Annotated in this window: 10 protein-coding genes; 4 read left to right on the top strand and 6 right to left on the bottom strand. The window is 41.3% G+C overall.

Going from position 1 to position 12176, the window contains the following annotated elements:
- The first annotated feature begins 68 nt into the window (after positions 1 to 68).
- The 3 genes from trxA (at position 69) to K5Q58_RS09785 (ending at position 2820) form a co-directional block, all read left to right on the top strand.
- Positions 69 to 395, top strand: a complete 327-nt coding sequence (trxA, locus tag K5Q58_RS09795; RefSeq protein ID WP_102529367.1) for a thioredoxin TrxA — start codon at positions 69 to 71, stop codon at positions 393 to 395.
- Between the two features lie 354 nt (positions 396 to 749).
- Positions 750 to 2015, top strand: a complete 1266-nt coding sequence (rho, locus tag K5Q58_RS09790; protein WP_102529368.1) for a transcription termination factor Rho — start codon at positions 750 to 752, stop codon at positions 2013 to 2015.
- Positions 2016 to 2127: 112 nt separating this feature from the next.
- Positions 2128 to 2820 (top strand): hypothetical protein, encoded by a 693-nt coding sequence (locus K5Q58_RS09785; RefSeq protein WP_220753745.1) that lies wholly within the window; start codon positions 2128 to 2130, stop codon positions 2818 to 2820.
- An 85-nt stretch (positions 2821 to 2905) separates the two neighbouring features.
- Here K5Q58_RS09785 and nrfD read toward each other — a convergent pair whose 3' ends face one another.
- The 4 genes from nrfD to K5Q58_RS09765 all read right to left on the bottom strand — a co-directional run bounded on the left by nrfD (position 2906) and on the right by K5Q58_RS09765 (position 8853).
- A complete protein-coding gene (gene nrfD, locus K5Q58_RS09780) occupies positions 2906 to 3853 on the bottom strand; it encodes an NrfD/PsrC family molybdoenzyme membrane anchor subunit (RefSeq protein ID WP_220753744.1) in 948 nt (315 codons plus the stop codon).
- Positions 3850 to 4422 carry a 4Fe-4S dicluster domain-containing protein gene (locus K5Q58_RS09775; protein WP_220753743.1) on the bottom strand — a complete coding sequence of 191 codons (573 nt, stop codon included), beginning with the start codon at positions 4420 to 4422 and terminating at the stop codon, positions 3850 to 3852. The genes nrfD and K5Q58_RS09775 overlap by 4 nt, the downstream gene beginning before the upstream one ends.
- A gap of 12 nt (positions 4423 to 4434) precedes the next feature.
- Positions 4435 to 6711 carry a thiosulfate reductase PhsA gene (gene phsA / locus K5Q58_RS09770; protein ID WP_220753742.1) on the bottom strand — a complete coding sequence of 759 codons (2277 nt, stop codon included), beginning with the start codon at positions 6709 to 6711 and terminating at the stop codon, positions 4435 to 4437.
- A gap of 339 nt (positions 6712 to 7050) precedes the next feature.
- Positions 7051 to 8853, bottom strand: a complete 1803-nt coding sequence (locus K5Q58_RS09765) for a sensor histidine kinase (protein WP_259651307.1) — start codon at positions 8851 to 8853, stop codon at positions 7051 to 7053.
- A gap of 139 nt (positions 8854 to 8992) precedes the next feature.
- Here K5Q58_RS09765 and K5Q58_RS09760 point away from each other — a divergent pair, with 139 nt between their 5' ends.
- Positions 8993 to 9589 carry a response regulator transcription factor gene (locus K5Q58_RS09760; RefSeq protein WP_220753741.1) on the top strand — a complete coding sequence of 199 codons (597 nt, stop codon included), beginning with the start codon at positions 8993 to 8995 and terminating at the stop codon, positions 9587 to 9589.
- A gap of 149 nt (positions 9590 to 9738) precedes the next feature.
- Here the strand turns inward: K5Q58_RS09760 and K5Q58_RS09755 are convergent, their stop codons facing one another.
- Both K5Q58_RS09755 and K5Q58_RS09750 read right to left on the bottom strand, forming a co-directional pair.
- Positions 9739 to 10638 (bottom strand): restriction endonuclease, encoded by a 900-nt coding sequence (locus K5Q58_RS09755; RefSeq protein ID WP_220753740.1) that lies wholly within the window; start codon positions 10636 to 10638, stop codon positions 9739 to 9741.
- A gap of 93 nt (positions 10639 to 10731) precedes the next feature.
- The gene (locus K5Q58_RS09750) at positions 10732 to 11364 is read right to left on the bottom strand and encodes an HNH endonuclease (protein ID WP_220753739.1); all 633 of its coding nucleotides are present in this window, start codon (positions 11362 to 11364) and stop codon (positions 10732 to 10734) included.
- Positions 11365 to 12176 lie beyond the last annotated feature (812 nt).

Below are 12176 nucleotides of genomic sequence, written 5' to 3'. Positions count from 1 at the left end.
TTTAACCGCCCCAATATACATGGTAAGCCATTAATAAACTAGCAATGGTGCCAAATCTGGAGATTTACATGAGCGATAAAATTGTATACCTAAGCGATGACAGCTTCGAAAATGACGTCATTAACTCAGAATTGCCTGTATTGGTAGACTTCTGGGCTGAATGGTGTGGTCCTTGTAAAATGATTGCCCCAATCTTAGACGACGTAGCTGAAGAGTACGCTGGTAAGATTACTGTAGCTAAACTAAACGTTGACCAAAATAATGTATCACCTGCTAAGTACGGCGTACGTGGCATTCCTACATTATTAATGTTCAAAGGCGGCGAGTTAGTTGCCACTAAAGTTGGTGCATTATCAAAAACTCAATTAAAAGAGTTCATTGACGCACAAGCTTAATCAAGCCTCTCATTAGAATCACAGCTTATCAGTTTGTAAGGTGAATTTTATTCATAACGAGTTAACTCAGTTAGCTCGTTGTTGTTTTAAACTAACAATATTTAGTTAACTCAACCGACACATGACATGGCAAAGCTGCGCATTTTAAGCTTGAATAGTGATTATCGGCACAATATGTGAACAATTTGTGCCGATATTTTGCTAAAATTCTGGACGCCCAGTCCATATAGTGCTAATTTATTCAGCAGATTTTTTCAACTAAACTCCTACTCGCTTATCAATCACACTTTTCTACATTGTTATACCCTTTGATTGATTGCGGTAAGCATCGTCGCGTAATACAAGACCCCCAACATGAATTTAACTGAATTAAAAGACACGTCTATATCAGACCTAGTTTCACTAGCAGAAAGCATGAAATTAGAAAATATGGCCCGTGCTCGCAAGCAGGACATCATTTTCTCCATTCTGAAAGCCCACGCCAAAAGCGGTGAAGATATCTTTGGTGGCGGTGTATTAGAAATCCTCCAAGATGGATTTGGATTTTTAAGAAGTTCAGATGGTTCTTACTTAGCTGGCCCAGATGACATTTATGTCTCACCAAGCCAGATCAGACGCTTCAATATGCGTACCGGTGATACCATCTTTGGTAAAATCCGCCCGCCAAAAGACGGTGAACGCTATTTTGCTCTGCTAAAAGTCAACGAAGTTAACTTCGACAAGCCTGAAAATTCTCGCTCTAAAATCTTATTCGAAAACCTTACCCCACTGCATGCTGAAGACCGTCTGCGTATGGAACGTGGTAACGGTTCTACTGAAGACATCACTTCACGTATTCTGGATTTATGTTCTCCGATTGGTAAAGGTCAACGTGGTTTGATCGTTGCACCGCCAAAAGCAGGTAAAACATTACTACTGCAAAACATGGCGCAAAGCATTACCCATAACAACCCAGAAGTGGTGTTAATGGTATTGCTAATCGACGAACGTCCTGAGGAAGTAACCGAAATGCAGCGCATGGTTAAAGGTGAAGTTATTGCTTCTACTTTCGATGAGCCAGCATCGCGTCACGTTCAAGTGGCAGAAATGGTTATCGAAAAAGCCAAGCGTTTAGTTGAGCACAAAAAAGACGTGGTGATTTTATTAGACTCAATCACTCGTCTAGCACGTGCATACAACACTGTAATCCCATCATCAGGTAAAGTTCTTACCGGTGGTGTTGATGCTAACGCCCTTCATCGTCCAAAGCGTTTCTTTGGTGCAGCTCGTAATATCGAACACGGTGGCAGCTTAACTATTATCGCAACAGCACTAGTTGATACTGGTTCTAAAATGGATGAAGTTATTTACGAAGAGTTTAAAGGTACAGGTAACCAAGAGTTACACCTTTCTCGTAAAGCTGCTGAAAAACGTGTTTTCCCAGCGATTGATTTCAACCGTTCAGGTACACGTCGTGAAGAGAAGCTCACCACGCCAGATGAACTTCAGAAGATGTGGATTTTACGTAAAATCCTTAATCCAATGGATGAAGTTTCAGGTATGGAATTCCTTATCGATAAATTGGCCATGACCAAGACAAACGATGAGTTCTTCACAGCGATGAAACGCGCTAAGAGCTAATAGGTTTTTAAAACAAAATTCAAAAATGCCGTTAACTCCATTGAGTTAGCGGCATTTTTTTATGTAGAATCAGACGGATTTACTAAAAATTAACCAACAAAAAGGATTTGATGTGTTTAAATTTATCATGGTGTTTTTCACCATTGTTACGCTTACTGGCTGTGTTACCCCTATTAACCTACAAGAACAAACCCCTTCCCCCGAATATCAAAATCAACAACCCATAATGATCAGCGTTATTGATAATCGAAAAAGAGTAAAAGAAGGTAAACCTGAAACGTTTATTGGCCGAGCTCATGCAACATTTGGCATTCCAGTTGATTGGAATGTTGATGCATTACTTGCCACGGAAAAAGATGACAAATCGCTTACTCTTAGTGAATGGCTACAAAAAAGAATTATTCTCGGTTTAACGGATAAAGGTTGGCAGGTAAAACCAGCAGATTTAGATGCTGTTCCAACTGAAACAATTGCGAGTAATGTACTAGTAGAGCAAGAATCACAACACCTTCTTGTACTTGATTTACAAGAGTGGTTTTTCAGTATCAATTTAAACTGGGTATCGTCGTTTAACTTTGATACCGAAGTAAATACTTATTTATTTGATAAAGATCAGGGTCTATCGCATCAAGCAAACCTCAAAGAAAGAGACGTTATTGATGAGAAATCCGATGAATCGCCACAAAATAATGTACTAAGAGCATATCGAGATCAGTTATTACAAATTCTATCTGATCCAGCATTAAAAGCTGAAATACAAGGTTCTACAAATAATAGAACCACTGACTCTGGGACAGCCTTGTAAAACCTATTTTCACTAAAAGGCCGTTTAACAATCATGTTAAACGGCCTTTTTATTCGCTTTGAGTTATCAATCTACAATAAATAACCTAGCTTATATAACTTTGACCTGCGTATACCACGAAGTGTCTTAGTGCCAATACACCAAGAATAGTGCTACACGATACTGTGACCAAAAAGCCTTTAGTATGGCGCCATGACTTAGGTGATATTGTGCTAGCCAGTACTGGTACCACTAAGCCTAAGCCGACAACACCTATCCAAAATACACTTGCCCATGTACCTGTGGTAATCGCCGCCGTTGCCGCTTGTGCTGCTGGGCCTGAAAAGTTAAGTCCAACAAACAATAATACCAAACATAAGGCTTCGTTAAATGCCACAGGGTATTCAATGCGATGCACTTGTTCAATACAGTCAGATTCTTTCTTACTGAAAAACAAGGTTGCCACTAAAACATTACCAGCAGATCCCACCGACAACGCTGATGCTAAGAACAATGCAGGTAAAACCGCCGTATTCAAAATGGGATAGCTAATCAATGCTGAAAGTAAGAAACCTGTGTAGATCCCAACTCCTATCGCCAGTACAAAAATCAGCTTATTCAGTCTATTTTCAAGTTTGCGACATATTTTAGCTACGCCTGATAACCAAGGTGCAAGGCTGAGTAATTGCTTTTCAAATATCAAACCAGAAAATACGAACACCAGTGGGATATAAAACAATAACGCTAATACCCCCCAAGCCATTACCGAAGTAAAATTGTAATTCAGCAGAATATGATAAAACTCAAATGGCTTAGTCAAATCAAGCATTAACAGCGCCATACCAACACAAATAGATATCGGTCCAACAACGGCTGCAGCCTTGATAACGGGTAAGCCTTCAGTGGGCAATCCACGACTTTGCCGGTACCATTTAAGCCCTATTGCAACCATCATTGAGCCAGCAGATAGACCTGCCATAAATAAATAAACAGCGATTATCCAGTTCCAGACGACTGGATCATATTGCTCCATTGAGCCCCAGATATTGTTCATACTTTGATCCCTCCTTTACGGCTAGGAATTCGGTAAACTCTTGGCTTTGTGCCTAGGTTCACTTTATGTTGGTAATGATTTTTGGTGTCCAGTAATTGGCTCACTTCTGAGGTTGAATCGTTGGCATCACCAAAAGCCAATGCTTGAGTTGGACATACTGAGACACAAGCTGGATCTTCACCACGAGCAAGACGACTCTCTTTACAGAAATCACACTTGTCAGGCACTCGCGTTTCTGGATTAATAAAGCGCACTTTGTATGGGCAAGCCGCAACGCAATATAAACAACCTACGCATTTCTTTTCATTGATAGACACGATGCCGTCATCATTCACGTAAGCAGCGCCTGTAGGACAAACTTTCACACAAGGTGCATCTTCACATTGCTCACACGACACACGATTGTATTTAAAATGAAGGTTTGGGAAATTGCCATAAGGCCCTTCGACTCTTACCTGAATTCGGGTCACCGACTCAGGGACATTATTTTCACTGCGACAAGCGACATTACACGCTTGGCAGCCAATGCACTTGTTTTCATCGTGCACAAGGACATAACGTTTAGTCATAATGAACTCCGATTAAATCTTGGCTATTTTGACGCCGGTAGTATGTAAGTTCATACCTGTAACCGGAGACGTAACGTGAGGAAGTAAGTTGCCGCAATGGATACCTTTACCAGTAGCACGAGCAAGCTCTTTGTTTTTAGAACCGCAACCCATATAAGCAAACACTGTGTCAGGGCGAATACCTGGCGTGACTAGGGCATGACCTTCTTCACTGCCTGTGTCGTTATAAATTCGAATTTTATCGCCGCTCGAAATCCCCATATGTCCCGCTGTAATCGGATGGATCCACAGAGCGTTATCTGACATTAAGCTAGCAAGCATTGGTACATTTTGAGTCGCACCGTTGGTATGCACAGCGACCTTGCCTTGAATGAAAAACAGCTCATCGGCTTTTTTCATGGTGACTTCGCGATATTTAATCACACCACGTCCAGGCGCCATTTTCTCAACTTTATTCGAACTTAATTCAATCTTGCCTGATGGTGTTTTGAAGCTCAGGTGGCTTGCATAGGTTTTATCTTCATCTGGTGAGATAGCATTAGGATACTCAGCAACAAAGGTGTTCACCATGCTTGGCTCACGTAGCATTAGTGGCTTGCCGTAACTCACCCAACCATCATTTTTAATTTTGTCTAATAAGCTGACATCTTTGTTCACTTGGAACATTTGCAAGGTCTGCATATTTTCCCAAGGGAAGTATTCACCTAGACCTAACTTGTCAGCCACCTCTTTCCAGATCTGCCAGCTTGGCTTGGTATCGCCAATGGTATCGACCACCCGCTGACGCACATAGTAAGCCGGGTTTTTACCTGACTTATCTTTGATCTCTTCATCACGTTCAAGGTAAGTCGATTCAGGAAGGAACACATCAGCATAAGCTGCGCTTTCAGTGATGTATAAATCACAGGCCACAACGAAATCCAGTTTCTGCATAGATTCAACAATTCGCGCTCTATCCGTCATGGTTTGCATTGGGTTAGTTCGACTCATTACCCAGCCGTGCAATTGATAAGGCACTGCTTCTAATGTGGCATCTAAAATAGTTTGGTATATCCCCCCAGATGACCAGAGTAATGAATACTGTTCATCCACCATATCAATGCGTTTAGCATCAATTTTTGGTAAATCTTTAACGCCAGGCTTAGACAAGGTTGGCGCTACTTTTTCACCCGCATATTTATTGTAGCTAGAGGCTTTCTTACCGAAATATAGCCCGCCTTTACGTTCAATATTGCCCACCAATACGTTGGCAGCATAAAGTGCGCGGCGCATTTCAAATTCTTCGGTTGTGAAAGATGAACGGTGACCGAAGTCAACTAATGCGTGAGGCGCGGCTGCAGCATACTCGTGAGTAATGCGGCGAATATCTTCAGCAGGCACATCACTGATGGCTTCAGCCCACTCAGGCGTGTAGTTTTTGACTTCTTTGGCAAACTCATCAAAGCCTTCAACGTATTGTGCGACGAAGTCTTTATCGTATAAATCATCATTAATCAGGGTATGACAAATCGCCAAGGCAACCGCTACATCTGTACCTGGTTTAATGGCGTACCACTCATCGGCTTTGTCAGCCACAATAGAAAAGCGTGGTTCAAATACCACAAGCTTGGCGCCCTTTTCCATTTGCGCATTCATCATGCCACGGGTTTCAGACATATTAATGCCTTCATACAAGTTATGGCCAAAGTTGATGATGTACTTTGAGTTACTTAAATCACGCTTTATTTTGCCACCGAATATGGCTTTAGCCGCGACCACATAACCAGCTGGACAAGTCGATGCGTGAGTAAAGGTATTTGGGCTGCCAAAGGTTTTAGCAAGATGGAAAAGGTGACCTTCGAGTGAGCCAGATTTCGATGAGAATGCGACTGACTCAGCGCCATGTTTGGCTTTAATTTTATTGAGGTTTTCAGCAATAAGACGGTAAGCTTCATCCCATTCGATTTCAGCCCATTTGCCTTCGCCACGTTCACCAACTCGCTTAAGCGGCTTAACAATACGCTGCTTATCGTAAAGTAAACTATGACCTGCGCCACCACGGGCACACACTGCCCCGCCAAAAGATTTGGCTTTTTTATTCCCTAAGATAGAGACGTTTTTGCCGTTAACAACACGTGCAGAGATAGGACAGCGGGTAGAACACATCTCGCAGCTACTTGCGATTGATGTTTCACTGCCTTTTACTGAGACACTGCCCAAGGCGGCAATCGAGCCTGGCAGCGCAGCCAATGCACAACCTGCTGTGCCAGCTCCTGCGCCTTTGATAAAGGTTCGCCGATCTAGTTTCATGGTACTTCTCCCAATTGACAACGATACCCAAGAACCTTAATCGGCGTACTTTACATCCGGATTAGCAGGACTACAGAACGATTAAGCAGTTCTAAGGTTTTCATCATTCTCAAACAGAAGAAGCGAATTGAATATTGTGGTAAACCACATATCTACGGTGGGTATTTCGGCTTTGTGACTGTGTTCACGGTTTAAAAAAACACCAACACAGCCCTTTTATTTTAGCTATTGTGGTAAACCACATTTCGAACAGATAATAAAAAAGACTGCCTAAAAGGAAGTCTTTTTGTTATTAAATCAAACTACTAAATTTATATCTGCAGATAAAGTCAGCTTACTTTATCCAATCACTTTTTGCTCAGAGCCTCTTTTCTTCAAACTGACTTTGGCAATGCAACCAGATTGAATATCTTGTCGATTTTTAAGGCTAAAGGCGCCTTCATGCTCCTTGATGACTTCATTACAAATCGCAAGTCCAAGGCCTAAACCATTTTCTTTGGTGGTATAAAAGGTTGCCATTAACGCATCTGATGTTTCAGGTAAGCCTGGGCCATTATCGATTATCGAAACATCCACCTGATGCTCTTTAAAATCCATTGCGATGACAATTTTGGCTCGTTTTACAGCCTCAGCACTATCACTTATCGCATCAATACTGTTTTTAATTAGATTAATCAGCACCTGCAACAGGCCAACTCTATCGGCGGTAATAAAAAATGGCTCACCTTTGATATTGTTTTCAACACTGATATCGTGTCTAGCCAATTCAATTTTGAGTAATGACACACTCTCATCGACCAAACTCAAAATGTTGACATCCACCATGACCGCTTCTTTGCGCTTTAATAAGCCACGAATACGATGCACCACTTCACCAGCTCGGGTGGATTGTTGATGGATTTTAGTCAGCAATGCTTTGGCTGATTGTTCATCAAAAGGCTGATTATTTTCCAGCCTCATAATAGCGCCTTCACTGTAACTGGTAATCGCCGCAATGGGCTGATTAATCTCATGTGCGAGCCCTGCACCAATCTCACCAATAATGGCAGTACTTTGTAGCTTCTCTAATGCAAGCTCTTGCTGTTTTAGTTGTCGCTCAGACTCAATTAACGACTCACTTTTTTGATGAAAGCGATACTCAATCCATAAGTGGTAAACCGTCGCGACGATAAATAACAACACCGCCAAACCACCCCAATGACGATTATCATTAAGCCATTTTAGTAAAGTGTCCCAGCGGTTTACTTCTGACGCTTCAACATGAAGCTCACTGAATAACTGAATCACTGCCAGCTGACTAATAGGTGAGGTCCACCCTTTCAGTTTTGCTTGTATTGCAGCAGGGTGATCTGAAGGTAAATCCATTAGCGCTTGAGTGATATGTTTACTGAGTTCAATATCCACGCTCTCATTCGCAGCAAACGACCAGTTAGGATAAAGATTAGTACTGCACTGACAGTCGAACCCTTTCGGACGACTCGGGTTCAATATACGAAACTCATCCGCTTTAATCAGCCCTCGCTCGACCATATCTTCAAAGGTACATAATGGCGTTATCGCCGCATCCACGTTGCCGTCACGCACTTGATACAATAATGGATCGAGTGGGAACCCAAGAAACTTAATCTCTTTAAAGTAATTTTTAGTGTCCATGCCCAATTTATGCATCAAGCCAATGGTAGCTTGATAGCCTCCTAAAGCATGAGGATCACTAGCCGCAATGGTTTTTTGCTTTAAGTCGTACAAGGTGCGGTAATCACTGTCAGCCCTAACAATAATGGCTGAGCCAATAGCAGATGTAGCGCCGTTATGACGCCTTGATCGCATCGTGGCCAGCCAAGACAAAGGGAACTGATTGGATAAATAAAGGTATTGCCCAGGGTTGGTAATAATAAACTGGATTTTTCCTGATTCCATTGCCGCATTCAAGGCTTCGAAATTACCTGGATAAACATGAAATCGGGTATCTGGTACCTGTTCATTCAAGTAATCCATCATCGGCGTCCAACGAGCAATCGCCTGTTGATCGCCCCAATTAGCAAGCACACCGACATAAAGCTCTTGCGGTTTAGCCCAAACTGGTGACAAAAAGCTAATGGCGATAAAACAAAGCAATATCCGCAGCACAATAAAACCTTTCATTAGAAAACTATAATAAGCTTACGATGAGCGGCAATCACGCAACGTGATGGATTTCATGGTTTGTATAAAATTAGTTAGCATATCGATTCAAACTGAGATACTTATCAATGATGCATTCAAAACATTGCAAGGAATACACATGCAAACTGACATTCATTGCCCAGTCTATTTAGTCGATGATGATGAAGCCATTATCGATTCAATATGCTTTTTAATGGAAGGATTCGGTTATCAGCTAACCAGCTTTAACTCTGGAGACGCCTTTCTCGCTCAAGTTGATTTGTCATTAGCAGGTTGCGTTATTTTAGATGCCAGAATGCCAGGCCTTAGCGGCCCAGAAGTACAGCAATTATTGAATGAAGCGAAAAGCCCATTGTCGATTATTTTCTTAACAGGACATGGCGACGTGCCCATGGCAGTGGATGCCTTCAAACAAGGCGCTTTTGATTTTTTCCAGAAACCAGTACAAGGCAAAGTGCTAGCGCAATCCATAGAAAAAGGGCTGCTATACAGCGTTAAACAACATTGGAAAATGCACAATTTGGCTTTGATTGATGCCCTATCTGAGCGTGAACATCAAATATTCAAACTGGTCATTGCAGGCAACACCAACAAACAAATGTCTAACGAATTATGTGTGGCAGTCAGAACCATCGAGGTTCACCGTTCAAAATTAATGGAAAAGTTAGGCGTGCAAAATATTGCCGAGTTAATGAAGCTGGCGCCTTTGGTTTAGATATCTACCAATGTCTTCAATGGGTAAAGTTGGAAGATTATTTTTGGACAGAAATGAGTTTCAAACGCCGCAATAAGCGGTGACATACGCATGCTATGTTTGAGCGTGAACGAGTCGGCACGCGTATGGAATCCGACTTAATTGCTTTATTAAGTTCCGATACCATAGCAGTTAAAACCAGCTATTTTAAATAACGGTTGAAAGTCCAACTTATTGATATCTTCGACTACTTTCCATGAATCTTGCACTTCCTCTGGGTTCAACCCACCTAGCGTAAATGCATTTGTAAGGACTTCTCCCGAATGCTCATCCTGAAGACCATTCAAATCTTCGACAGGTAAATGACCAAGATATAAGTTTTGATTAACAAGTAACCGCACTGTCAAATTCACCTTGACCTTGTCACCATAGCCGTTGTCGATGAAAACATTGTTTTCACCGAATATAGATATTGCGTCATGTTCTCCGGGTTCACTTGGAAGTTTACCTTGATCCCACTTTTGCTGTGCAGTTTCAAGTGCATTGCCAAGCTCGGATCCGTGTTCATCGGTAACGCTCAATTTATAGAATTCTTGAGCTATCATCAGCGGTTTGGGATCAGATGAGCTAATGCCGAAGGACATAAAAGAATTTCTGAAATCACAAAGAACCGGTGCAGTAATATTTGCCTTCCATTTGTGATTGCCTGTAGATACTGGTCTATACAAATCAATTTGTAATTTTTTAGCTCTATTTAACGCTGATTTGGTAAATCCGGACGGACAAACTAGAGCTCCTTTTTGAGCTTTAACATCTTGAACAAGCCCATGAAACTCTTCTACCCCTTTAACATCAACTGGTTTTGCATAGTCTTTGCAATCGATGACGATTCGCATCGTATATTGACCGATATCTTGCTCTACAAGAACATCAATTTGTCGCTTGGTTTCACTTTCAACACCTTCAAGCATAACATTATGCTGTACCTTAGCATCTGGCGACAATTGCTTTTGGATCATTACGACCAAATTTTCAAGAGCTTTCCAGTCAGGGATTTCTTCTTTTTTCACGTTACTTAATTCTCATAATTAAATTCTTTAGGAACTTAACGCCGCGCTAAGCGGCACAAGCCAAGCTTTTTGTGTCCACCCTTGAGCGCTTTGTTATAACTCAGTTTCACGGACTACCTTGTTGTGATAATCGATGCTTTTTTGAGAAATACTATGGCTTGATACCTGCTTAATTTCTTTAAGCGATAACTTGATAGCTCTATAGTCACACATCACATGATGATTTGGGCATAAAACAATAATGTTATCTGGTGTATCAGAACCATTGTGTGGAGTACCTAATGGAATTATATGGTGAGCTTCCGAGTACAATTTACCACTTGGTAGTTGAATTTGTAGACCGCAGATTTGACATGAATTATTGTGGAGCAACTTTAGTTTTCTAGCTAAGTTTGTATCACGTAAAACTCGATAGGTTGTTGTATATTCCCGCTCTGGTTCATTAGTGCCTGTCGGTAAATCCACAGCTTTAGGGGTGTAAGCTAATTTATTTCTAAGCCCCCACATTCCAGCACCTAAGCCATTTACCGAATAAAACAGGTCTTGACCGTGTTTGAAGCCATCAGAATCCGATGACAGATCTTGAATTCTTCGACGGATTACTGCTTTCCAAGTTTTGGGAAGATCATCTCTTAGTTTAGATACTTCTGAATAGATGTCATCATAAGTGGCAACCCCGCCTAGATTTTCAAGTGCTTGAGTTATGTCTTGTTCCCATGATGACATCGCCAATATCTCCCTGAGTTATAACAGCGTATTAACGAGAGTTCTGATAAACACCCTTAGGTACTCTTCGATATTTCACTCGCAAAGATACTTTAATTATTAATATTTTTAGTAACTTATCAGCTTAAATATCTTGAATCAATCACGTTTCAATCAATGTGAAACCGAGAATTGAGATAACCGAGAATGATTTACTCTCGTTATGTAAACTTTTTAAATGCAAAGTATATATATTTCAACAGTATAGATTTATTCGTTTGGTAAAACTGAGAAATTTTCTTTTACATAACGAGAAGCAAGTGCAGAAGCTAACAAGTTTCGAAGCAGAAATGAGCTAGATTTTAAATTTGTATAGTGCATTTTTGATTTTGATCGTCACCTCATCTTTTATTTCCAAACTTCGTTTGGGTTAACGTCGTGACGCTTCGCCCACACCAGACTAAAAGGGAGTGAACTGCGACTCCCTCTTACTTTTCACTAAGAGCTATGCCCCGCAGCTCCGGCGAAATTTAAACAGCAAAATTTCCAACGGAGTACCTTATAGCGTTTAATTTCAAATGTAGCCCGCTTCGGCAAGCTGCAACTTTGGTTTAATGAAGCTCTAACGCTTACGATGGGGCGTCCCTTCCCCTCGAAAGCTAGCCAGAATCTTAAGTACAGGATGTACTAAATGCCTTGAAGCACATGGATGAGCGAGAAAGGCCATGGCTAGACTCACGCAATTTTCTTGCTTGCCTCAATTCAAATTGAGTATTTAAGCCTAAGAATAATTTCAAGAAATAATTGTAGATACAAATGAACCTGCGGGTGCA

Source organism: Shewanella sp. KT0246 (assembly GCF_019654955.1).
GTDB lineage: Bacteria > Pseudomonadota > Gammaproteobacteria > Enterobacterales > Shewanellaceae > Shewanella > Shewanella goraebulensis.
This window is presented reverse-complemented; position numbering and strand designations above follow the sequence as displayed.

Excerpts from the sequence above, each read along its gene's own strand:
- trxA (WP_102529367.1), top strand. The coding sequence starts at position 69 with ATGAGCGATAAAATTGTATACCTAAGCGATGACAGCTTCGAAAATGAC.
- rho (WP_102529368.1), top strand. The coding sequence starts at position 750 with ATGAATTTAACTGAATTAAAAGACACGTCTATATCAGACCTAGTTTCA.
- nrfD (WP_220753744.1), bottom strand. The coding sequence starts at position 3,853 with ATGAACAATATCTGGGGCTCAATGGAGCAATATGATCCAGTCGTCTGG.
- K5Q58_RS09775 (WP_220753743.1), bottom strand. The coding sequence starts at position 4,422 with ATGACTAAACGTTATGTCCTTGTGCACGATGAAAACAAGTGCATTGGC.
- phsA (WP_220753742.1), bottom strand. The coding sequence starts at position 6,711 with ATGAAACTAGATCGGCGAACCTTTATCAAAGGCGCAGGAGCTGGCACA.
- K5Q58_RS09765 (WP_259651307.1), bottom strand. The coding sequence starts at position 8,853 with ATGAAAGGTTTTATTGTGCTGCGGATATTGCTTTGTTTTATCGCCATT.
- K5Q58_RS09760 (WP_220753741.1), top strand. The coding sequence starts at position 8,993 with ATGCAAACTGACATTCATTGCCCAGTCTATTTAGTCGATGATGATGAA.
- K5Q58_RS09750 (WP_220753739.1), bottom strand. The coding sequence starts at position 11,364 with ATGTCATCATGGGAACAAGACATAACTCAAGCACTTGAAAATCTAGGC.